The organism is Pseudomonas putida, assembly GCF_001976065.1.
GTDB lineage: Bacteria > Pseudomonadota > Gammaproteobacteria > Pseudomonadales > Pseudomonadaceae > Aquipseudomonas > Aquipseudomonas serbica.
The window spans coordinates 1,046,042-1,068,812 of record NZ_MNAH01000001.1; the positions used below are offsets into that span (position 1 = coordinate 1,046,042).

The following is a 22,771-nucleotide window of genomic DNA, read 5'->3' on the forward strand; positions in this document are numbered from 1 at the left end:
CATGAAAAATATCCTTCAGGTAAACGATCTCAAGGTTTCTTATGGTGCTATCCAGGCCATCAAGGGGCTGGACTTCCATGTGGGCGAGGGTGAGATGGTTGCCCTGATCGGTGCCAACGGTGCTGGTAAAACCACGACGCTCAAGACTCTTGCCGGACTGCTGACACCGACGGCAGGAAAAATTACGTTCGATGGCAAAGCCCACTCGAAGATCAAAAGCTTCGATTTGATACGCGAAGGCTTGGCGCTTGTACCAGAAGGGCGGGGCATTTTCCCCAAGCTGACGGTCTATGAAAATCTTGAAATGGGCGCTTTTTCTCGAACCGATGGCAAGACAGCCATCGAAGCCGATATCGAACGCATGTTCAGCATATTTCCCAGGCTCAAGGAACGGGCATTCCAACTGGCGGGCACCATGTCCGGCGGAGAGCAACAGATGCTGGCGATATCCAGGGCGTTGATGGGCAAACCCAAACTGCTGCTTCTCGATGAGCCTTCCATGGGGCTCGCGCCGATCATCGTGCAAAAAATCTTCGAGACTATTCGTGAAGTTGTGAAGGGGGGGGTCACTCTGTTGCTGGTGGAGCAGAACGCGAAACTTGCCCTCCAGACCTGTCAGCGCGCGTACGTGATCGACGGTGGTCGCATTGCCCTCGAAGGGCAAGCGGACGAACTGCTGCACAACGAACAAGTACAGAAAGCCTACCTCGGCGAGTAATTCGTACACATGCCGAAAAGCCATCGGATGTCATCCACTTCAGCGCAGGCAGCCCTTGTGCTGGGGTGGTTGGCTTATGCCCCGTCTTCGTGAGTCCTCTCCAATGATTGCCCTGCTCCCGCCGAGCCTGACCACAGCTGACTACAGTGAATTTCTTGCGGCTTTGAAAACCAATGGATTCAAGGGCGAGGTGGGCACGGATTACGCCAGTCGCACCGTACTGGCGACGGACAACTCGATTTACCAGCGCTTGCCCCAAGCCGTTATTTTTCCTTTGGATCAAGACGATGTGGCTTGCGTGGCGCGGCTTATGTCTGCGGCTACTCACCGAGGGATAAAGCTCACGGCAAGGGGAGGAGGGACGGGCACCAACGGGCAGTCACTGACCGACGGGATCGTGGTAGATCTTTCGCGACACATGAACAAGATCCTGGAAATCAACCCGCAAAACAGGCGTGTCCGGGTCCAGGCGGGCGTTGTAAAAGACCAGCTCAATGCGGCGCTCAAGCCTTACGGGCTGTTTTTCGCCCCGGAACTTTCAACTTCCAACCGGGCAACGATTGGCGGGATGGTCAACACTGATGCCAGTGGGCAAGGCAGCTGCACCTACGGCAAGACCCGGGATCATGTGCTTGAGTTGCACAGCATTCTGCTTGGTGGTGAAACTCTTCATTCTCGCCCCTTGAGCGAGGATGAACTGGAGCGAGAATGCGCTCGCGGCGATCGGGTTGGCCAGGTTCACCGGGTCGTACGGGGGATTCATGCCGACAAAGCAGATCTGATAGAAGCCCGGTTCCCTAAACTCAACCGCTGCCTTACAGGCTATGACCTGGCGCATATTAGAGATGATGATGGGCGTTTTAACCTCAACAGCGTGTTGTGTGGCGCCGAAGGTTCACTGGGCTTTGTGGTCGAGGCCGTTCTGAATGTGTTGCCCATTCCCGAATACTCGGTGCTGGTGAATGTTCGCTACGCCAGTTTCATGGATGCGCTGCGGGATGCGCGCTCGTTGATCGAGCACAAGCCACTGTCGATCGAGACTGTCGACTCCAAAGTGTTGATGCTGGCCATGCAGGACATCGTCTGGCACAGCGTTGCCGAGTATTTTCCACAAGATCCTGATCGGCAGACACTGGGTATCAACCTGGTGGAGTTCTGTGGTGATGACATATCGGAAGTCGAGGGCCGGGTAGCTGCATTCATTGAGCATTTACGTGCAGATAAAACTGTGGAACGTCTGGGGTTTACCCTGGCTCAGGGTGAAGAGGCCGTTAAGCAAGTCTATGCCATGCGTAAACGTTCGGTCGGATTGTTGGGTAATGTACAGGGCGAGATTCGGCCTCAGCCTTTTGTAGAAGATACGGCGGTACCGCCCGAGAATCTTGCGGACTACATCGCCGAGTTTCGCGCGCTGCTCGATGGTTATGGCTTGCAGTATGGAATGTTTGGCCATGTCGACGCCGGTGTGCTGCATGTGCGCCCCGCGTTGGATATGAAGGATCCTCGACAGGCTGCATTGGTTCGTCCGATTTCCGATGGCGTGGCAGCGCTGACCCAGCGTTTTGGCGGCTTGCTTTGGGGAGAACACGGAAAAGGCATTCGCTCCGAATACGCTCCGGCATTTTTTGGTGAGCTTTATCCTTCCTTGCAGGCGGTAAAGTCGGCCTTCGATCCCCACAATCAATTCAATCCCGGAAAAATCGCCACGCCGCTGAACAGTCCCGAGACGTTGCTCAAGATCGATGAGGCCGTCATGCGAGGCGACCTGGATCGACAAATAGACGAGCGCGTCTGGAACAGCTATGAGTCTGCAGTGCATTGCAATGGCAATGGCGCTTGCTACAACTACGATCCGAACGATGCCATGTGTCCATCCTGGAAGGCCACCCGACGGCGACAGGACTCACCGAAAGGTCGTGCGTCACTGATTCGTGAATGGCTGCGCCTGCAAGGCAATGAAGGTGTCGACGTAATTTCAGCGTCTCTACGGCGGCCACATTTTCTCAGAGGCTTGCCCCAGCGTTGGCGCAACAGCCGGGCTCAGCGAGAAGGGAACCTCGACTTCTCCCATGAAGTATATGACGCCATGGCTGGCTGCCTCGCCTGTAAATCCTGCGCGGGCCAGTGTCCGATCAAGGTCAATGTTCCCGAGTTTCGCTCACGGTTTCTGGAGCTTTATCACGGGCGATATCTGCGTCCTTTGCGTGACTATCTGATTGGGTCGCTTGAGTACAGCATTCCTTACTTCGCCAGAACTCCTGCCTTTTACAACGCGCTGATGAGTGCATCGCTTGTGAAGCGTTGGCTCGCCATACACGTTGGCATGGTGGATAGTCCGCTGATCAGTCGATTTGACTTCAACACTGTTGCGAAACGTTGGAATGTACAGCCAGCAACGCCAGCACGATTGGTAGCTTTAAGCCCAACTGAACTCAGTCGAAGCGTGGTGATTGTACAGGACGCGTTTACCCGGTATTTCGAAACACCTCTGTTGGCCTCGTTTATCGAGCTCGCGACACGCATGGGGTACCAGGTCTTTTTGGCGCCGTACAGCCCCAATGGCAAGCCGCTTCATGTGCAGGGGTTTCTTTCGGCATTCAACAAAGCGGCTATACGTAATGCCGGTCAACTCCAGGCCTTGAGTGACTCGGGTGTGCGTCTGGTTGGCCTGGATCCTGCGATGACATTGGTATATCGCCAGGAGTATTCAAAAGTGCCGGGGCTGATGAAGGCTCCCATGGTCGAGTTGCCTCAGGAGTGGCTGCTGGCTTGTATAACGGAAGCTCCTATTAGCAAGGTGCCTGGAACATTTCGATTACTGGCTCACTGTACAGAGAAGACCAATGTGCCTGCGAGCAGCAAGCAGTGGATTGAAGTCTTCCGGCGTATGAACCTGGAGCTTATTGTTGAAGCGACGGGATGCTGTGGCATGTCCGGTACCTATGGTCATGAATCACGTAATCAGGAGACATCGCGGGTTATTTTCGACCAGTCATGGAAGCGAAAGCTTGCTGAGGAGATGCCAGGTGAGCCGCTTGCTACCGGCTACTCGTGTCGTAGCCAAGTTAAGCGCCTTTCTGACAGAGCCTTGAGGCACCCGTTGGAGGTTTTGCTGGAGCTGTATCGGAATATTTAAGTTGGAGGATTTCTGCTGGTTACAACGGCTCGGGATCGATCCGGCACAAGCGCTCGGCAATGTGCGAAACAATGAGTCTGTTTCATGGGTGTGGAATTTATTCAGTGGCGGTGTACGCGGGAAAAGACATCATCGACTCGGTTGGTAGATGCTCGTAGGTTGAGGACAACACGGCACTGAGTCGATCGCCCAGCAGATGCCAGGCGTGTTTTTTCTCTTCGGCATAGTCGTGATGCAGGTAGTGGCGCCTCACCCGCGAGCCGGCCAGCACATGGTTTTGGCAGCGATCGATGACGTCCAGGCTAACGCCTAAGGCTTGCATCATGGTTGCGCCGGTACGGCGCAGGTCATGCGGTGTCCAGTTGCCGTGCTGGCCGTCGGCAAGCACCAGGGTATCGTCATGACGCCACCTGGACAGGGCCTTGCGGTTTTTGAACCGGGCGTGGCGATCACCGACCTGTTTGCTCACCACCTTCACATCCACATGCTGATCATCCTGTTTGTTCGGAAAACACCACTGGGAATCTCCTGTGAGGGTCCTGAGTTCCTGAAAGAAATGCAGGGCGAAGGGTGAGAGGAAGACATGGTGGTCTTGTTTTTTGCCCCGGGTGCCTTTGACGTTTTCGCTGGGGAGGAACCACGTCTGTCGGTCCAAATCGACATTTTTCCATTCGGCCTGGAGCAACTCGCCAATTCGGCACAGCGTGCCCAGGCTGATCCAGAGCGCGAGTTGAGTTTCTTTTTTCAATGGCCGAATGCCTTCGTACTTTTGCCCGGCGGGGAGGGCGTCGTAATCGGCGGTCATTTGCTGGAAGCGGTTGTGCAGTTCTAACAGCTCCGCCGGGGAAAGGATGCGGCTTCTTTCCGCTTCGTAGTCGGCAGGGATCAATGGGGAGATGTCGACCAGTTCCGTCGGATCGCCCTCGATCAATAAGGCCCGCCAGGGCTGACGTTTTCTGGCCCAGCTGAACATCTGGGTAAGGTCGGCGAAGAAGCTGATGGCTTGTCGGTGAGCGCCGCGGTTGACGACGGTGCGGATCAGCGCCCGAATATTGTGTTCGGACACACTGCTCACCGCTGTCTTGCCAAGCGCCGGGAATAGGTCCTTATTAAAACGACGCTGTAACTCGGCATTGCCGTCTTTGCGCGCGACGCCATCCACCAGCCAAGCCTTGGCCAGATCCTGGACGGTCAGCGTTTGCACCTTCGTCGTTTTTATTTGTTCGGCCTCTACGTTAGCCGCGGCGTATGCCTGTGCCTTGGCGGTTTTCTTCTGTTCGTTGGGATTGATCTGCTCATCGATGAGCGCGCGGGCCTGGTTGCGGGCCTTGCGGATGTCCGTCAGGGATTTGCGCGGCCAGGATCCGCAGGCGTACTCTTTGTTCTGCTCGCCCAGCGATAACGATAGAAAAAGCTGACCGACACACCGTCCTTACGCACGGAGATTCGACCGGCCAGATTGCCATCCTCCCTGAGGATTCGGCCGGCATCGTTGGCGGTCAGTGATTCGAGTTCTTTGATGGTGATTTTGGCCATAAAATGGGTTCCCCCTACTTTTACCCCCACAAAAACGTCGGCTCTTGGTGGGCGTTACTGGATTCTCGTAGAGCAGAACACCGCTGGAACTGAAGTAAATACTCGCTTAGAAAAATCCAGAGCAAAATTTTGGAAGCTTTCAAGAAGTATGAAAAAGGAGATGGGGTGCTAGGGGTCGAGTGTTCGAATCACTCCGTCCCGACCATTATTCCTGAGTAAAATCAGACACTTGAGCCGATCAGCTAGATCGGCTTTTTTGTGTCTGCGCAAAACCCTCGCAAAACCCGCGCAAAACTGGCGCAAGACTTCCTCGTGGCCACGCGGGTCGTTATTGTTCACGCCCCACTCACATGAGCTGCAAGATTTGCCCGTCTTATCTGGCTTTTTTGTCTAGGAAATAGCGCTGGGATTTACCGTTCGTCAGGGCTCGCGCACGATCAGCAAATTGATCAGTCGATGAAGTAGCCCATAAAAACGACAGGTTTTTCATGCGACCACCAATCCTCGATTTGCCGAATGGGCGTGAGCTCGCAAATGAACTTGATCTTGCAATCGAGCAGATGATGGCCATCCCGATCGGGCTCATTGGTGGCGCAGAGTGGCTGGCGGCTACCACCAGGCAGCAGCAAGCCTTCCAAAAGTGGCGAGAGTATCTTCAGCACATGGCCGATGGGCGAGTACGTGTCGAGCCATTGAAGGTCGCCTGAAGTCATGGCGCCTTGTATATGAGCCAGGGCAAGTAGAGCGGGGTTGAGCGTCGACTTGACGGCCCCGCCGGCAGACCACCCTCATCGCTGTATCCGCTACGGTCGAATGGGTATGAACTATCTTCCTCACGCCACACTCAACCACCCGAGTGACAACTGTTTCTCGATGGCGGTGTGCTCCGCCCAGGGTAAAGACATGGCATCTATCGACGACTTCAGGATGAAATCACACGAACTCTTGTTAGAACTTGATGCCTCCACCATGGGAATGATGATGCTTGTGTCATCCCGGTGTGTTTCGGGACCTGAATGGGAAATTGCTACCAAGCGGCAGCACGACGCCTATCAGTGCTGGGATGCCTTCATGAATGCCCCGCTCGCAATCGTTGGCGATAATTCCCCGCCCGCTATCTGAGCTTTTCATTCACAGTAGCGCCGCTATTGTTCAGCCTGACGGTTTTTCGCCGATGATCAAATCGCGAATGGCGTTAATGGCTCGTTCGCGGGCGCTTGCCAGCAATTGTGGAGAAAGGCTGGGTGGCTGCATCAGCCCTTCTGACAAGGGCATCACGCCCAGTGCGATGTGCGCCTGCTCGAATTGTCGTTCTCGTCTTATCAAGCCGCCCGACACCAGTTTGAAATAGAATCGGCTGAAGCCCTCCTGTTGCTTGGGCGTGCCACGTACGCCCGTTGTCCGGTCGATAACGCCCAGTCGTTGTTCCAGGGCGTGGCGAAGTCGGGCTTTGCCATTGCGTTTGATGGGCAATGGAAACACCGCAACCGGACGCCCGGTCATGCAAGCCTCTGTCAGCATTGAAAGGCTGTCGCCGGTGACGATAAAGCCATCCGCCAGCGCGAGAAATGCAGGATAAGGGTTGTCTTGCGTCTCACCGAATCGATACGACCAGCAGGGAACGTCAATGCCAGACAGCAACGCATCGGTGGTTGTTGCAGATGAGCGCGGGCTGGTCGAAAGCAGAATCGAGCCGCCCAGGGCCTTGACCGTAGCATTGGCTTCACGGCCGAGGCGAATCTCTGCATCCGCGTCCATGCAATAGGGCGAGGCACTCGCTCCCACGAGGACGGCGATCCAGGGGCGAGGCAGGGAAGTGAAGCGCTGTCGCCATAGCTCCAGTTGCGCCTGATCCAGCGTGCGCGGGTTCATGTACGGGGCAGGGAGGTCCACGACGTTGTCCGCCAGGGCAAGCCCGTATTGCGGAGTCGACAGGACCAGGTCGAAGCGCCACAACGGGACCTGGGCTCGTCCCACATGGGCCAGTTGCGTCGTACCCTTGGAGCGATGCTTGATCCATTGGGCCACCTGGGCGCAACGCCGTCCCGCACTCAAGACCAGGTCTGGCCAGGGCGCGCTCAGGCCCGGTACTGGCCGTCTGGGCAACCGGGTGCCCAGCAGGGCGTCGAGCAGATAAGGGCGGGGGGGAACGGTTATGCGTTTGCATTCGTAGGGCCAGCCCAGCGCGTCGGCCATGGCAATCAGCTGTGCGTTGTCGCCTGCGTGATTGCTCAGCAGCACCCAGACCTTGGGGCTATCGGCGGTCTTGAGCCGCAACGCATAGTCGGCGACGAAGCGCTGCGTACGACCTTTTTCATCCTCGCAGTCGAGCTGCCAGCAACGATCCGGATAGCGCCGCGCAATGCGTCGCAGGAGTCGGCGCCAGCCGCTGACAGCGCTGGTCATCGAACCATCGCCACTGAGCCTGGCCTGAATGTAAAGCAAGCGAGTGGCCAGGCTGAACAGGCGATCGATGACCCAGGGCAGGTCTTCCGCAGGCAGCTTTTCAAGGCCCTGGGCTGCGATGAAATCCTGAGGGGGTAAATCGCTTTGGCGCAATTGGTCGATATCGAACTGCCTGACCACCGGGCCCAGTGCCTGCGTTTGTTGCCATGGCCCGATCAGCCCGAGCTTCGCACACTGCAGCTTACGACTGAGCAGCTGGACATCTTGCGGGATCAGCGCCGGTTGCGAGGCGACTTCCCGGCGGGAGTGGACGAACCGAGGACTGGGCTGTGCTGCCGTGTAGAGCTCATACCCGCTCGCGTCTGCCGCCTCCTCCAGGCTGAGGAAAATTTCCGCGAAGGGATGGATCTGATAGCTGTATTGGGCGGGAAGGGGTCTCCAGGGTTGTAGATGCAGCGTTGTGTAATGCAGCAATCGGGATTCGCCGTGTTTGTATTCCAGATCCCGGGCGTGCCAGATGGCATCCAGTGTCCCGAAGCAGCCCGGTATGTCGGCTGCCAGCGCGTGCAGCTTTTTTTTGCTGGTCGTGGTGGCGGCTTTCATGTTCCAGCAGTCGTGCATGCGCTCGCAGTCGATGAGCATGACGGCCGTTTCCCTGGGGGCAAGCGCCAGGTAGCCGTGCTCGCCCATCGGTTGGTCGAACAGAGGGGCCGGGTCGGCGGTATAAAGCTGATCGACGTCGTTATACAGCGCGCGACCGTGGCGCCCCGCCAGGTCCGGGATAGCGAAGCGATAATTGGTGAAGCCGGTACGCCAGCCCGCCTGGGCGAATCCGGGCAGGCCCGTCATCCGGTAAATCTCATAACGCCGGTCCGGGTTTCGCACTTGCTCCAGCGCAAAGACAAACATGCGCTCGGCTCGGTATTGAGCAGGTTCGGTACCCAGGAATATGCGCACGGGGGGAGCGTGCGAGGCTCCGGCTCGGGCTGCCAGGACGATCGGCTCGATGTGGGGAATCGCGACGTGTTCGCCGATGTCCCCTGAGGCGACGGGGTCGCAGCTATCGAGGCTTGGGGATGACTGTGCTGAACCCTCCAAGCGCATGAGCGTTTTCCTCGGAAAATTAATCTCCACAGCATAGAGCGAAATACGAGAAGTCGAGGATAAGTTTTGCGTACGGTATTTTTTGAATCGAGGCGATGGGCGGGGGTCCAAAGTTTCAACCGAGCGAATAGATTGTTCTAGTCTACCCACCAAGTCTTTAAATGATCGCAGGGTCCTGCTAGTTCAAATCCTTAAATAGGAGCCCGGGAAAAATGGGTCTATTCGAACAACGCACCCGTACAACTGCAATTCTATTAAGCGCCGGACAAGGACGACGGCTTCTTCCCTATACGACGAACTCCCCCAAGTGCCTGATCGAGGTCGGTGGGCAGCGAGTCATAGAATGGCAGATCGATGCCCTGATGGCTGCCGGGATAAGCCGGATCACCGTGGTGATCGGCTATGGGGCAGAGCAGGTGGAACGGGTATTGAACGACCGTTACGGGCCAGGCGTCATTTCCACGATTTACAACCCGTTCTTTGAGGTTGCCGATAACCTGGCCAGTTGCTGGATGGCTCGCCAGATCATGCATGACGATTTCATCCTGCTCAATGGCGATACGCTATTTGACCAGCCAGTCCTGGAGCGACTGCTTGATGCGCCTCCCAGGACAATTACCCTCGCGGTCGACAGGAAATCGGCTTACGACAGCGATGATATGAAAGTCCAACTCATCGGTGACCGGATCAGCGCCATCAGTAAACTGATTCCGCTCGATTATGTCGACGGGGAGTCTATTGGCATGATGCATTTCCAGGCAGGCGGAGGGCCGCTGTTTCGACGTGCGCTGGAAGACAGCATGCGCCGCCCTGAAGCCTTGCAAATGTGGTACTTGAGCATCATCGATTACCTTGCAGGGACTACCGGACAGGTTTTCGCACAGTCAATCGAAGGGTTGGGCTGGGTGGAGTTGGATTATCCTGCCGACCTCCGGGCAGCGCACGCACTGGTCAGGCCTTGGGCAGACCGTAAGCCTGGCACGGAACTGCACCTTGCTCAGGGCGATAAACCAGGGGCCTGACGAAGGGACGAGGGCAGCGGACAGTCACAATGAAATTCGGCGCTGCGCTCAAAGGCGGCACGGGAGAAGCAATACTCCCAGCGCTCGATGGTGACTTGCCTTATTCGTTTGTCCAGATAGATTCGATTGAACGAATTGGGGGCATTGCCGCGAATACGTGACGACAGGGTCGTTCCCGCCTGAACCCCCCAGATTTCCCTGGCCAGTCCGGCATATTGCTTGCTGAGTGCCTGCACATAGGGAAGATGAATATGCCCTCCCATCACCAGGTCGAGCCCTGACGAGGCCCAGCACTCCAGTGCAGCCCTTGCACCCCTCTGCAGATTGCGCCGGTCGGAGGCAACGATCGAGCCGAACGGTTGATGAGCGACGACGATGCGCAGTTTTTGCGGATCGCACCGCTGCAGCCGCTCAGCCACTTCCTCGACTTGTCGGGCAGTGACCTTGCCGTCTTTGCGGCGGGCAGGGTGGGTTGTATTCAAGCCGATGATCAATGCATCGTCATTCTCGAAAATGGGTGCGAGATTGCCGTCGATATACCGGTGGTAATTCCCGTAGGGTGAAAACAGGCGCGCGAGCAGGTTGTACAGGGGGATATCGTGGTTGCCGGGTATCGACAGGACTTGCGGTACTCCGTAGTCCTTGATGCGCTTGATGAATGCCTGCGCCGAGGCAAACTGCCCGCGTCTGGCGCGTTGCGTGATGTCCCCTGAAAAAACCACCAGGTCGGCGCCATGGGCCTTGACGTGCATTTCGAAGGCTTGCATGACGGGGAGCTGTTCTGTGCCGAAATGCGTATCGGAAATATGCAGAAGTCTGGTCATCGTTGCTGGAAATCCTGCCTCTATTCATGGGTTGCCGCTGTTGTCCGCGTTGGCGAGGAGCAACGTCATCAGCGTAGCCGGCGGCTTTTCAACAGGCGCCAGAGCAATGGCCATGCAAAGACCAACGGGAATCGGCGCAATCGATGGGTCACCACGATGGGCTCACCCAGGTGGCGTTCCAGCTTCCAGACGAGATAGTCGACGCCGTTTTCGAAGGTGAAAAAGGATTTGACCAGCCGCGCTACGTTCAACGTTCTTCCCTGCACTCGCCTGACTCTCCACAGTCGCTCGTTACCTCGGCGCATGGCAGCCGGGCAAAGGTTGCGATAACAGTCCTCTTCGCCCGCACAGGCTGCCATGTGCTTCACCGCAGGCGCGGCGGCTCGGGTGATGCGTGAATAATAAGCCTTGTCATGCCTGACGAGTTGCCCGGGGCGATCGGCTGACTCGGGACGCAGCTCGGCTGCATAGCTGTGCGACAGCGCGCTTTCCCATAGAGAAAAGCTGTCGAATCGATCCGGTAGACTGGCGATGCAGCGACTCATCAGCGTCATCACGGCTTGAGCCAGTGCGAAATGGATACGCTTGTGTGTCTCCACGTCCTTGTAATAAACGAGTCGGCACGGCTGGGCGAAACGGGCCCAGAGGTAGCTTTGAAACCATGAACCGGTGCCCGCTTCGAAGTCCTGCAGCGTGAGGATGGCGCATTTGGCATGGAGTATCTGGCCATCGGGCGCGGCAGCCCTGACGAGGATCACGGTCGGCGGAAGCCATGCGTTGGCGAGCTGCTGCAAGCGCGTGTGATGCGCGTGAGCATAGTTATCGACCAGCGCATAAAAGTCGATCATGCCGTCGGTGAGATCGCCGTTACGCAGGCACGAACCATAAACCAGCAGCGCTACCAGCGCATCGCCCAGGCGTGTGTGCAATGCCTGGACAATCCCGTCCAGCTCGCCGGGCATTGGCTGCGTGCATTGCGCCCTGATTTGTTCAAGCAGGTCTGCGGGGGGCGGCATGGAATCAGAGGCGCGCATCGGATCTCAAGTGTCCTGGAAGGTCATGAAGCGGATCGGGTCGGTGGCGGCTAGCGTGATCGTGCCCTGTGCTGGAAAAATTTCACCGTCCAGCACGTACTCGTCAGCACCATCGAGGTCCATCCGGGTGAAGTTGTGACTGAAGTAACCATCCTGCTCCTTGATCAGCGAGTTGGCCCGCCCCCAGAGCAGGAACGGCAGGATGAGGGCCAGTCGCTTGGGCCGATGCGCGATTGCGGTTAGATGAATGGGCGCCTGTTCGGTGCCCCAATAAGGCCTGATCCCAGCCAGGAGCCTGTTCAGGGTCGTGGCAAACACCACCAGCCAATCGCCTTCCCAGGCACCGCGATGGGTGCCAAGGCGAGCAGGCAATGCCCTGAACAGATCGTGTGGCAAGGTGTGCAGCGCTGAAAGCAGCATTCGGCCGAAGGCCAGCGACGGTCCCAACGCTCCGGGTACGCGCTTGGGCCGCAGCTCCCGATGGTAGTAACGCACGCCGTTCACAACCGCGCCAATGCCGAAGAACATCCCGAATCGCGGCCCGTGGTCCAGCGGGTCATCCACCCGAAGCGCCGCGCGCGATACGACTGTTGGCGTGGCTGCATTGCCGGCAAGCCAGGCGGATAAGCTCACCAAGGCCTTTTCGACGCTCAGGCGCGCGCCCAGATCGATCGCGCTCATGTTAGTGGTACCCCCCGGAACCACCAGAATCGTCGGCAGGCTTGTGGGCTCGCGGCTCAGCAGAAGGGAGAGGGCGGCTTGCAGGGTTCCGTCGCCACCGAGGATCACCAGCAGGTCACTTTCCCTGAGCTGGAAGTGGCTCACGGCGTCGGCGATCTCCTGGGCGGCGGTCGCTTCGAGCACCGCCGCGCCGGGAACGTTGCGCGCGAGCAGGCGGAACCTGGGCAAGGCGCGCCGAATGGTTCCGCTGCAAGGGTTGAGCACGATCCCGACTTTCTGTGGCCGCGGGCAGGCGTCATGCATCGTTGAGGCCCGAGCGGGGCGCGAACATGCGCACGATCAAACGGTCGTGTTCGGCGTTCATGTCGATTCGGCTGAGCCAGGGCTGTGGCGGGTGCCCTCGGTATTTCAAGACAATGGCGGACACCGAGCGAACCCCCAGGACCAGCGTCGAGAAGCAGGTCCAGACGGCCACCCAGATCAACCCCGTGTCATGGGCGTCCAGCGCCCACAAGCAGGTCAGGATGAGCAAGTTGGGATTACGCCGCGCGGTGACCAGTCTGTTGAGTGAGTCGAAGGGGCGCCAGAGAAACAGCGAAAAAGGCGCGGCGAACTTGAACGCAAGCTCGCACAGCCGACCGGCGACATAGCCCAGGCAAATGGCCCAGAGCACAGGGTCGAGGGGTATATCCGAGTCCCACGTCGCCTCATACCCCATTCCCCAGGCGATATACCAAAGCGGCGGGTGAATCAGATCCAGGCCATGGTCGAAAATATTCCCGAAGCGCGTGGACGTCACGGTCACGCGTGCCAGCTTGCCATCCACCGTATCCAGAAACGTCATCAGCCAGCCGGCCACCAGGCCCGCGCCGAAATGCCCATGCCAGAACAGAATGCCTGCCAGGATGGCCAGGACATAGCTGGCTGCCGTGACCTGATTGGGACTGAGCCCCAGCCGCACGCACCAGACGGTGGCCCAGCGCGCCGGGACAGGCCAGACCGCCCGGGTGATGAAGTCGGTGACGCCTTTGTAGGAACCGTTGAACAGGGACTTCTCAAGATGCGCCTGATTGGCGTCGGTGATTGGCGCGACCCACGGAGGATCGAATTTGCGCAGTTGCGTCTGCATCGCGGTGGCCACGGTGCCGGGAACCACTTTGCGCAGTCCCGCTACGGCGTCACTGTCCAGGCTGGGCAAGTGTGCAAGCCGGTCGACACTGGCATGGGCGGCGACGATGGTGCCGGTCCGGGGATCCTGTAGCGCGACCTCAGGCGTTGCCATCAGCCCGCGGAGCACGCGGTCATCGTAAAGGTAATCTTCGCGCAGCAGGACGACCTCGCCTTGGGCAGGCAACGGATCGTCCGCGTTGCACAGATGGGCGTTGGGCAGCTTTGCCAGCATACGGCCCAATCGCTCCCTGGAAGTCAGGCCCCACAGCCGCACCGGGCTACTACAGATCAGGTATACGGGAGTCTTCATTTTTGCGCCTGCACCGAATCACGTTGATCGAAGGAGCGGGCGGCAACGCCCTGTCCATTGAATAGCATGACCGGTTTCAACGATTGCCCCGGTCCAGGTATGCCACCATCACAATAGCCACTGCGAGCAAGACCAGTGCCGGCCCCAACGTGGTGATCAGGGTGTTTATCTTTAGCAGTAGTCCAAGGTTTACGATGATCTGATTACTTACATAGACCATTAACCCGACGAGCGCACCCAAAGCCAACCGCGCACCCAGGTTGGGCGAGCGCGGCTGGGCAAAGGCGAACGGGATGGCGAACAGGATCATCGCCAGGGTCAGGATCGGTCGCCCGAGCTTTTGCCACATGGCCATTTCGTATTGTGCCGAGGGCTGGCCCGAGCCCTTGAGGTACGCGATGTAACGATAGAGCTGGCGAGCAGACAGGCTTTCGGTCGGCAGCGTGATGTCGCCCAAGCGTGCGCCGCCAAAAATCGAGTGCCAAGGCATATGATCGAGCTGTTGCGTCGTTTCAACGCCCTGGTCCCACTGTTTTACCTTGACATTGTTCAAGCGCCACTGGCCTGCGTCCTGTATGTCCGCCGTCTCTGCAAAGATGTAGGAAACCAGTGAACGGTCCTTGTCGAACCTGAATATTTCAATATTGACCGGCAATCGTTTGTGCGCAAGATTGCCGATACGAACGATCTGATCTTCCTCTCGAGCCCATACGCTGCCCTGATCGTTGCTGGCCTGCGCGCCGGCAGCCATGGCTTCGTTGCGCAGTTCCAGGCCGTTTTGCTGCAGGGGAGAGGCCACCCATTCATCCAGCGCCGCCCAGGCCAGCGCCAGCGCGAGCCCGGCCAATGTCGCGGTGAACCCGATCCGGGCAATCGACAGCCCGGTGGCGCGCATGACCGTCAGTTCCCGGGTGGCTGACAATTGACCCAGTGCGGCAATGCCACCCAGCAGGGCGATAAAGGGACCAAGCTCGACAACACGGCGTGGCAGTGTCATGAATACGACTTCGATGGCCTGGCTCAAGCGGTATCCGCCAGGCGTCACGTCGTCCAGTTCACCCACCAGGTCGAGGGTGGAGAACAGCGGTAGCAGCAGCGCTGCGGCCGCCGCGAAACCGAAGAACACATGACGGGCGATGTAACGGTCGAGGATTTTCATCGGTAACCGAACCGAAAGTTTGCCAGATCGCGCACCAGGAAAATCAGCAGGGCCAGGCTCATCAGCAGCGGTACTGTCCACAAGCCCGGAAACAAAGGCAGGGTGTTGTTGCCCACCATCGTCTTGCAGATGTCCGCTGCGTAGTAGATCAGGGCGAAGACGGCGGTCACGGGCAGCAGGGTAGCGAATCGTCCCTGCCTGGGCCGGGTGCGGCTCAACGGGATGGCGAGCAGTGCAAGTACCGTCGCGCTGACACCCCGTGTCTGGCGCCATTGCAATTCGGCCTTGTCCAGGGGCGCGCTGGAGGCCTTCAGCATTTCGTTGGAAGCCGCCTTGCGCTTACCCTCGGCGGCCCGTTCGATGGGTAGCAAGTGCAGCCGCATCTGCTCGAACTCTTCCGAAATGTCCCGTGAAGTACTGTGCTTGAGCAAATAGGAATGGCCTTGCGTCAGCTCCACGATCGGGTCCTCTGGGTCTGGATCGAGGATGCGGGCTTGCCCGGCGCGAAACACCCGGGACCTGGAATCCCCCGGATCATAGATCAGCACGTCGAGGAGTCGGCCATCATTGCGGTCTATCCGTTCTGCCAGGATCATCCTGCCGTTTTCGTTGTTGAGGTTGAACCGTTGCGCTTGCAGATGATTGACATCCAGGTCTGTTCGCGATTGCTGCTCCAGTACATAGGCCTGCGTATAAGCCCAGGGGCGCCCGTAGAGCGAAAGCACTGCCACCGCCAGCGAGATCGGAATGGCCAGCAGCAGGACAGCCCGATAGATGCGCAGCGGGCTTGCACCCGAGGCCGCTATCGCAATGATTTCGGAGTCATGGCACAGGCGTCCAACCGCCAGGGTCACCGAGGCATATAACGCCACCGGCACCAACATTTCGAGGGCAATCAGTACCTTGTAGAACACCATCTGCAGCACTGACTGCACCGCGAGCGTTCCCTCGACGGCGTCAGAGAGATAGCGTTCTGCGGAATAGCTGGCAAAAATGAATACCAGGATGCTGACCATCACCATCATCGGCCGGCGGATCTCGGCGATCACGTAGCGTTCGATCAGGAACATGTCCCGGGTCCTGAGCTTTCGCCGTGCCTGCGCCGGGCGCCCGCGATCGGGCATTGCTGCCGTCCAGAACCATCAGGTATCGCTCGGTATCGATTGATTTCTCTGGGCATGAAACCTCTCCACCATTTGATAATCCAGCGGCGAATCGACATCGATAGCGGCCTCCGCGAAGGGCATGATCACCGCGCCGAGACTCACCCCCAACCTGGCGGAAAGCTGTTGCAGCGCCTGTTCCAGGGTTAACCGTCCCAACAGGTAGCGCAGTACGCCCCCAAGGCCCAGGGCGCCGGCGATGACTCGCCGGGGGTGCTTGCGATCTTGTTCGACCCGTTGCCAGTAGCTGGCGAGGCGTCGAGCATCCTCGGTCATGAAGGCGAACAGGTTGCTGCCGCAATACGGGCCGCCGCGAAGCCGAATGCTGGTGCGGCGGGTTCCTGGAAAACGGGCCAGCACGGTGTCCAGCGGTGTCACCGCCACCACAAAGTCATGGCCGCCTGCAGCCGCTTGCTGAAGAAAATAGTCGACCATTTCCCGGCAGAGCAGCGCATGATCCGCCGTGGTCACCAACACTGGCCGGTCTGCCGGTTGACGCGCCAGCGCCTGCGCCGCGCTGGTACTGGGGGAGCTGGCGGGTTCCAGCCAACTGATTCTGGCGGTATCGAGCAGTTGCGTCATCGAGGCATCTTGCGCCAGTAAATGTCGCGCAGGGCCTACCAGTACGATTCGGTCGATCCGGTCACTGGCCTCCAGCGCCTCGATGACCCGACGGACCATGGGTACCCCTGCCACCGGCACCAGCGCCTTGCAGCCTGTCCCGGCCATGGCGGCAACGGGATCGGCCGGGCTCCTGTCAGCAGCCAGGACCAACGCGGTGAACTGTCTCGGCTCAAATTCGCTTTTCATAAACCCGGTAGCGTTTGTAGGGGGTGGCACCGATCTGGTCGAGAATCTTGCGCATGACCGCATTCGATTCGAGGATCCAGGACATTTCCAGGGCTTCTATGCCGCGCTTGACGAAGGGCGGCTTGAGCGCTTCGATCAGAAGCAAGGCGAGTGTGGGTCCCAATCGGCTGAACTGGTAGGCCTGCTTGACGCCCATCAAGGGCACGCGTGCAGTGCGCGTGCCCTTGACATACAGCCGCCACAGCAGTCGCAGCCAGCCAAAGGGCAGCAAGCGCCCCTTGAGGGAGGCGATCGCCTCGTTGATGTTAGGCATGGCCACGATAAACGCGCAGGGGTTGCCGTCGACTTCGGCGATGTACAGCAGGTCTTTGGGGACCAACAGTCGCAGTTGGCTGCCGAGCTCGAAGAATTCGGATTCGGTGAAGGGTACGAAGCCCCAATTGCGGCTCCAGGCGTCATTGAATATGTCTCGCAGAATTCCCATGTCCCGGCGGAACTGACGGGTGTCCAAGGGCCTGATCACAACGCGTTTTCGCTCGCGCGCCATCATCGCCGACAAGGCCGGTGGGAAGTGCAATTGGTCGGTGCGCATCCAGTAGGCGAGCAGATCCTTGGCTTGCCGGTAGCCCAGGGCGGCGAGCCTTTGATCATAAAAACGCTGTCCGTGCCCCATCATGGCGGACGGGGGACGATCGAACCCCTCTACCAACAGTCCGCTTTCCTGGTTGATGGTCAGGTTGAAGGGGCCTGTGATGCATGCAGCGCCACGGTCTCGCAGCCAGGCCTCTGCCGCCGCGAACAGGCTGTCGAATACGGCAGGGTCGTCCACGGCTTCGAGCATTCCAAAGTGACCCGAATCATGGCCGTGCAATTGCCGGTGAAGGCTGTCGATCTGAGCGGTGATTCGCCCCACGACTTCCGTTCCCGACCAGGCCAGCCACGCCTGCCATGTCAGATGAGGGGACGCCGGATTCTTTTCGGAAAGGAGTTCATGGCGCTCGTAATGGATCGGCTCGATCCAGCAAGGATCGTTGCGATACAGGGTGCCGGGGAAACTGATGAATGTCTTGAGATCCAAGCGTGAGAGGACGGGTCGCGTAATGATGGGTAACTTCTTATCGATCATCGTTGGCCACAAAAGTCCGTAGCAGTTGAACTAGCATCTCTTTTTCGGTACCTGGGAGAGCGTAGCTGAAGTAATGCCACAGGGCACGAATGCCGGGGAAATTGGCGCCACTGCTTTAGTGAACGCTAGTAATCCGTGCACTTTGCGACCATTAGCGCATTCTGTAACGTGAGCTTTGCTACCCTCGATTCCGCCGGTCGTCGCTCACTCGGGAAAAAATTTGCGATCACGCAGATGCCGATTAGTATTGCGTGAGGCGTTGTAAATGATTGAAAAGGCCGAACCGCTTATCCTTGGGGCCCAGACCCCATGAAAACGGATTCGAGGGCAGTAAAACGTCACGTGTTTTACCGGCGCCGGTGATCAACCCGCTATTTGACTTATCCTTACATGGGCTAAATGGATGGGTGTCTTATTATGTCTGCGACCCTTGCAAATCAGGCACTCCCCCAACGTCTAGCCGACTTTTCCACGTTAGTGGAAGCACTCGATTATGCCGCTACCGGTCAGGCCGGCATGAACTTCTACGACAGGCATTGCCACTTGAGTTCGGCGGTTGAATACGCGTCGCTCAGAACTAATGCCGTCGCGATTGCTCATCGACTACTTGGGCTCAAGTTGAAGAAAGGCGACCGGGTCGCGCTTATTGCCGATACGCACCCAAGCTTTATCGAGGCCTTTTTCGCCTGCCAATACGCCGGCTTGATCGCCGTTCCTCTACTGGTTCCTTCCAGCCTGGGAAGCCATCGTTCTTACGTCGACAAGTTGCAAGGGCTGTTCATCAACTGCGTACCGGCGGCCGTTCTAGGGGCGCAGGAATGGCTTCCCTATATCCGCGAAGCACTGGGGGAGACCCGGCAGGTGTTCGTCGGAACTGTGACGGATTTGGCCGAATTGCCCGCGGTGCAGGCGCTTCCCACGGTCTTGCCGGAGGACATCGCCTACTTGCAATACACCTCTGGCAGTACCCGCTTTCCTCGTGGCGTGATCATTACCCAGCGTGCGGTGATGGCCAATGTCAGGGGCATCGTCGTGGACGGTGTTGGCGTTCGCCCGGGGGACCGGTGCGCCTCGTGGTTGCCCTTTTATCATGACATGGGGCTGGTGGGTTTCGTCCTGGCACCCATGGCCGCGCAACTGACGGTCGACTACCTGCACACCCAGGATTTCGCCACTCGGCCTGGGCAATGGCTCAAGCTGATCAGCCAGAATCGGGTAGCCATTTCGGTCGCTCCGCCGTTTGGCTATGACCTTTGTGCGCGGCGAGTCCGTGACTCGGAAAAAGCTGCGCTGGATCTCTCCTGCTGGCGTGTCGCGGGGATCGGGGCAGAACCCATCCGGGCATCGGTGTTAAGCCGTTTCGCGGATTGTTTTTACGACACCGGCTTCGATCCGGCCGCATTCACGCCTTGCTACGGTCTGGCGGAAAGCACGCTTGCCGTCAGCTTCGCCCGCCGCGGGGTGTTGGTGGATCATGTCTCTCGCCACGTTCTGGAGTATCAGTTCAAGGCGCAAGTGTGCGCCGCCGATGATCCGGGAAGCTGTGGCTTTACCAATTGTGGCGCGCCTTTGCCCGGCCATCGCGTGGAAATCCGCGATGCGGCGGGGCGGGTGGTCGCCGAGCGTGAGGTCGGGCAGATATTCGTGCAGGGACCCAGTGTGATGTCAGGTTATTTCAATGACCCGCAGAGCACCGGGGCCGCGTTACGAGACGACTGGCTGAACACCGGTGATCTGGGCTACCTGTCCCGGGGCGAACTGCACATCACTGGCCGGCACAAGGATTTGCTCATCGTCCGCGGTCGCAACATCTGGCCGCAGGATATTGAATACCTGGTGGAGTCCGCGCCTGAACTGAGGCCCGGCGATGCCATCGTATTTGTCGTACCCGGCGATGATGAGCCAAAGGTCGTGGTGCAGATTCAATGCCGCATCCGTGAGCCGCAAAGTCGCGAACATCTGGTGCGTACCCTGGCCGCAAAGATCATCAGTGAATTCGGTCTCGTTGCCGAGGTGCACCTCGTACCACCCCACTCGCTGCCTCGAACTTCCTCGGGAAAGCCTTCCCGTGCCGAAGCCCTTGAACGATTCATGGCCCAGGTGAACACCGATCTTCCTTATCCAGCGCTGGAGGAGACGTGAGCGCCGGCATTGTTTCACTGACGGGTGCGACGGGCTTCATCGGCAGTGTCCTACGCGAACGACTCGTCGCCCGTGGCGTGAAGGTGCGTGCCCTGGCTCGCTCCAGGAGCGGAACGGCAGAGGATGGAACACAGTGGATCAGGGGAACACTGGAAGATGAACAGGCCCTCGTCGAACTCACCAGTGGGGCGGACACCGTCATTCACTGCGCAGGCAAGGTCAGGGGCAGCGATGCCCGGGACTTCGATGCGGTCAATGTGCTGGGCAGCAAGCGCTTGATGGAGGCGGCGCGGCTGAGCGGCAGTTGCAAGCGTTTCCTGCTCATCTCGTCCCTGGCGGCCAGGCATCCGACGTTGTCCTGGTACGCCGCTTCCAAATTCGAAGGCGAACGGCAGGTCAGGGCCGCGGCCGGGGCGATACCCGTGTGCGTTTTCCGGCCGACCGCCGTGTATGGACCGGGCGACCGGGAATTGCGTCCGGTGTTCGAGTGGCTACTGCGCGGCTGGCTGGTGACCCTTGGTCGAAACGATTCACAGTTCAGCTTTCTCCATGTGGAGGATCTGGTCGGTGCCGTCATGCAATGGCTGGATGCACCCGTGGGGCAATCGCAGACCTTTGAGTTATGCGACGGCCAGGCGCAGGGGTACGACTGGGCAAGCCTGGCCAGCATCGCCTCCGACATCCGCAATGCCCCGGTACGCCAGGCGGCAGTGCCTGCCGCGGTAGTCAAGGGGATCGCACGAGCGAACCTGATGCTGTCTCGTCTTACCCGGCAGGCACCTATGCTCACGCCCGGTAAAGTCAATGAGCTGATGCACCCTGACTGGACTTGCAGCAATGCCCACATCAGCGCGACATTGGGCTGGGAGCCCCGGATTCTTTTACGGCAAGCGTTGCGCAATCACCTGTTTTGAGCGGGCAAAGAGCCACTGAACTCAAGGAAACCCACGATGATCACACAACAAGCGATACTCGACAGGGTGATGATGCTCATCGGGCGATTCGCACCTCCAGGAACGCCAATCAACCCCAATACCGACCTGGCCCAGGACCTGGGGATGGAGTCGATAAAGGTGATGGACATGCTGATGGAGCTGGAAGACGAATTCGACATCTCGATCCATATCAATATCTTGATGGATGTGAGCACGCCTGCTCAGTTGGCTCACGCCATTCTCAACCTGATGGAGCATGCCGATGGGACTGTTTGACAAATTCGGCAAGCTGGCAGCCGAGCGCGCCAGTCTCTGTGATTCACAACTGCATCCTTTTGGAATTCGCATCGACGAGATGTATTCCCCCACCGAGGGCAGTATCCAGGGCCAAAGGGTCATCCTGGCCGGCACCAATAATTATCTGGGGCTGACGTTCGACCCCGATGGCATCAAGGCGGCGCAGCGTTCACTGGAGCTTGAAGGCACCGGCACCACCGGCTCTCGCATGGCCAACGGCAGTTACGCCGGGCACAGCGCGCTGGAGGATGAACTGGTTGATTTTCTCGGGCGGCGCTCGGTCATCGTGTTCTCGACAGGGTACGTCGCCAATCTGGGCGTCATCGGCACGCTGGCGAGCGCGCGCGAGGTGGTGCTGCTTGACGCCGACTGCCACGCGAGCATCTACGACGCTTGCAAGCTGGGTGGGGCGCAGATCATCCGTTTTCGCCATAACGATGTCGCTGATCTGGAACGGCGCATGGTCCGGCTCGGCGACCGCGCCCGGGAAGCGATTATCCTGGTGGAAGGCATCTACAGCATGCTCGGTGACCAGGCTCCGCTCAGGGAAATAGTCGAGGTCAAGCGCCGCCTTGGAGGCTACCTGCTGGTTGACGAGGCGCATTCCTTTGGCGTGCTGGGGGCCAATGGGCGAGGGCTGGCGGAGGAGTTGGGTGTGGATTCGGAGGTGGACATCCTGTTGGGCACGTTCAGCAAGAGCCTGGGCGCCGTCGGCGGATTCGCCGCCTGTCACGACGCGCAAATGGATCTGCTTCGTTATGCCAGCAGACCTTACATTTTCACCGCGTCCCCCGCACCCTCGGCGATTGCCTCGGTGAGGTCGGCGCTGATGGCCATCAAGGAACGCCCGCAACTGCGGCGTCAGCTGTGGTCGAACGCGCGGCGGCTTTATCAGGGGTTGGCTGAGTCAGGCTACCAATTGGGGCCGCAAGCCAGTCCAGTGATTGCCGTCATGCTGAAGTCGCCACACGAGGGCCTGGCCGTCTGGCGGGCGCTGATAGAGAAGGGCGTCTATGTCAATCTGGTCCTACCTCCCGCGACACCCGGCGCCGTCACCCTGGTGCGTTGCAGCGTCAGTGCGGCCCATACACCTGAGCAAATAGACCAGATCATCGAGGCCTTCGCTTCTTTGCGTGGCCCGATGGGACTCGTCACAGTGGGCGCTTGATGAGTGTCGCGAGCTGTCGGTGAGCTAATC

General features: G+C 58.8%; 18 protein-coding genes and 1 pseudogene. 8 read left to right on the forward strand and 11 right to left on the reverse strand.

Annotated elements, in window-relative coordinates; translation table 11 throughout:
* The first annotated feature begins 1 nt into the window (after position 1).
* Together BKX96_RS04880 and ydiJ are read left to right on the forward strand one after the other, a co-directional pair.
* Entirely contained in the window at positions 2-718 is a 717-nt protein-coding gene (locus tag BKX96_RS04880; protein WP_077182912.1) for an ABC transporter ATP-binding protein, read from the forward strand.
* 103 nt (positions 719-821) lie between these two features.
* Entirely contained in the window at positions 822-3,854 is a 3,033-nt protein-coding gene (gene ydiJ, locus BKX96_RS04885) for a D-2-hydroxyglutarate dehydrogenase YdiJ (RefSeq protein ID WP_077182913.1), read from the forward strand.
* Between the two features lie 97 nt (positions 3,855-3,951).
* Here ydiJ and BKX96_RS04890 read toward each other — a convergent pair.
* Both BKX96_RS04890 and BKX96_RS32775 read right to left on the reverse strand, forming a co-directional pair.
* Positions 3,952-5,390 (reverse strand): annotated as a pseudogene (locus BKX96_RS04890) (tyrosine-type recombinase/integrase).
* A gap of 449 nt (positions 5,391-5,839) precedes the next feature.
* Positions 5,840-6,103 carry a hypothetical protein gene (locus BKX96_RS32775; RefSeq protein ID WP_046815515.1) on the reverse strand — a complete coding sequence of 88 codons (264 nt, stop codon included), beginning with the start codon at positions 6,101-6,103 and terminating at the stop codon, positions 5,840-5,842.
* A gap of 106 nt (positions 6,104-6,209) precedes the next feature.
* Here BKX96_RS32775 and BKX96_RS04900 point away from each other — a divergent pair, with 106 nt between their 5' ends.
* Positions 6,210-6,512 (forward strand): hypothetical protein, encoded by a 303-nt coding sequence (locus BKX96_RS04900; protein WP_316252127.1) that lies wholly within the window; start codon positions 6,210-6,212, stop codon positions 6,510-6,512.
* Positions 6,513-6,542: 30 nt separating this feature from the next.
* On the opposite strand, the gene BKX96_RS04905 is transcribed toward BKX96_RS04900, so the two are convergent.
* Entirely contained in the window at positions 6,543-8,705 is a 2,163-nt protein-coding gene (locus BKX96_RS04905) for an ELM1/GtrOC1 family putative glycosyltransferase (RefSeq protein WP_256721383.1), read from the reverse strand.
* A 407-nt stretch (positions 8,706-9,112) separates the two neighbouring features.
* Here BKX96_RS04905 and BKX96_RS04910 point away from each other — a divergent pair, with 407 nt between their 5' ends.
* Complete coding sequence (locus BKX96_RS04910) at positions 9,113-9,922, forward strand: phosphocholine cytidylyltransferase family protein (RefSeq protein WP_077182915.1); 810 nt, start codon at positions 9,113-9,115, stop codon at positions 9,920-9,922.
* On the opposite strand, the gene BKX96_RS04915 is transcribed toward BKX96_RS04910, so the two are convergent.
* From BKX96_RS04915 to BKX96_RS04950, 8 genes are all read right to left on the reverse strand, one after another.
* A complete protein-coding gene (locus BKX96_RS04915) occupies positions 9,898-10,746 on the reverse strand; it encodes a metallophosphoesterase family protein (protein WP_077182916.1) in 849 nt (282 codons plus the stop codon). The two genes, BKX96_RS04910 and BKX96_RS04915, sit on opposite strands and share 25 nt — an antisense overlap.
* Before the next feature lie 68 nt (positions 10,747-10,814).
* Positions 10,815-11,780: a hypothetical protein gene (locus BKX96_RS04920; RefSeq protein ID WP_077182917.1), complete on the reverse strand. Its 966-nt coding sequence runs from the start codon at positions 11,778-11,780 to the stop codon at positions 10,815-10,817.
* A gap of 6 nt (positions 11,781-11,786) precedes the next feature.
* Positions 11,787-12,764, reverse strand: a complete 978-nt coding sequence (locus tag BKX96_RS04925; protein ID WP_077182918.1) for a diacylglycerol/lipid kinase family protein — start codon at positions 12,762-12,764, stop codon at positions 11,787-11,789.
* The gene (locus tag BKX96_RS04930) at positions 12,757-13,941 is read right to left on the reverse strand and encodes a CDP-alcohol phosphatidyltransferase family protein (RefSeq protein WP_077182919.1); all 1,185 of its coding nucleotides are present in this window, start codon (positions 13,939-13,941) and stop codon (positions 12,757-12,759) included. The genes BKX96_RS04925 and BKX96_RS04930 overlap by 8 nt, the downstream gene beginning before the upstream one ends.
* Positions 13,942-14,017: 76 nt before the next feature.
* Positions 14,018-15,100, reverse strand: coding sequence for an LPS export ABC transporter permease LptG (gene lptG, locus BKX96_RS04935; protein WP_077182920.1), 1,083 nt, complete (start codon positions 15,098-15,100; stop codon positions 14,018-14,020).
* Complete coding sequence (lptF, locus tag BKX96_RS04940) at positions 15,097-16,170, reverse strand: LPS export ABC transporter permease LptF (protein WP_046815568.1); 1,074 nt, start codon at positions 16,168-16,170, stop codon at positions 15,097-15,099. Before lptF ends, lptG begins: the two co-directional genes overlap by 4 nt.
* 72 nt (positions 16,171-16,242) lie before the next feature.
* Positions 16,243-17,073: a nucleotidyltransferase family protein gene (locus BKX96_RS04945; RefSeq protein ID WP_046815508.1), complete on the reverse strand. Its 831-nt coding sequence runs from the start codon at positions 17,071-17,073 to the stop codon at positions 16,243-16,245.
* Positions 17,057-18,199, reverse strand: a complete 1,143-nt coding sequence (locus tag BKX96_RS04950) for an N-acetyltransferase (protein WP_077182921.1) — start codon at positions 18,197-18,199, stop codon at positions 17,057-17,059. The genes BKX96_RS04945 and BKX96_RS04950 overlap by 17 nt, the downstream gene beginning before the upstream one ends.
* Positions 18,200-18,616: 417 nt before the next feature.
* On the opposite strand from BKX96_RS04950, the gene BKX96_RS04955 reads away from it, so the two are divergent.
* The 4 genes from BKX96_RS04955 to spt are packed head-to-tail and all read left to right on the forward strand — an operon-like array spanning position 18,617 to position 22,741.
* Positions 18,617-20,341: a fatty acyl-AMP ligase gene (locus BKX96_RS04955; RefSeq protein ID WP_077182922.1), complete on the forward strand. Its 1,725-nt coding sequence runs from the start codon at positions 18,617-18,619 to the stop codon at positions 20,339-20,341.
* On the forward strand, positions 20,338-21,255 hold the full coding sequence (locus BKX96_RS04960) for an NAD-dependent epimerase/dehydratase family protein (RefSeq protein ID WP_179092124.1): 918 nt from the start codon (positions 20,338-20,340) through the stop codon (positions 21,253-21,255). The genes BKX96_RS04955 and BKX96_RS04960 overlap by 4 nt, the downstream gene beginning before the upstream one ends.
* Before the next feature lie 36 nt (positions 21,256-21,291).
* The gene (locus BKX96_RS04965; protein WP_077182923.1) at positions 21,292-21,552 is read left to right on the forward strand and encodes an acyl carrier protein; all 261 of its coding nucleotides are present in this window, start codon (positions 21,292-21,294) and stop codon (positions 21,550-21,552) included.
* The gene (gene spt / locus BKX96_RS04970; protein ID WP_143512384.1) at positions 21,539-22,741 is read left to right on the forward strand and encodes a serine palmitoyltransferase; all 1,203 of its coding nucleotides are present in this window, start codon (positions 21,539-21,541) and stop codon (positions 22,739-22,741) included. The genes BKX96_RS04965 and spt overlap by 14 nt, the downstream gene beginning before the upstream one ends.
* Positions 22,742-22,771 lie beyond the last annotated feature (30 nt).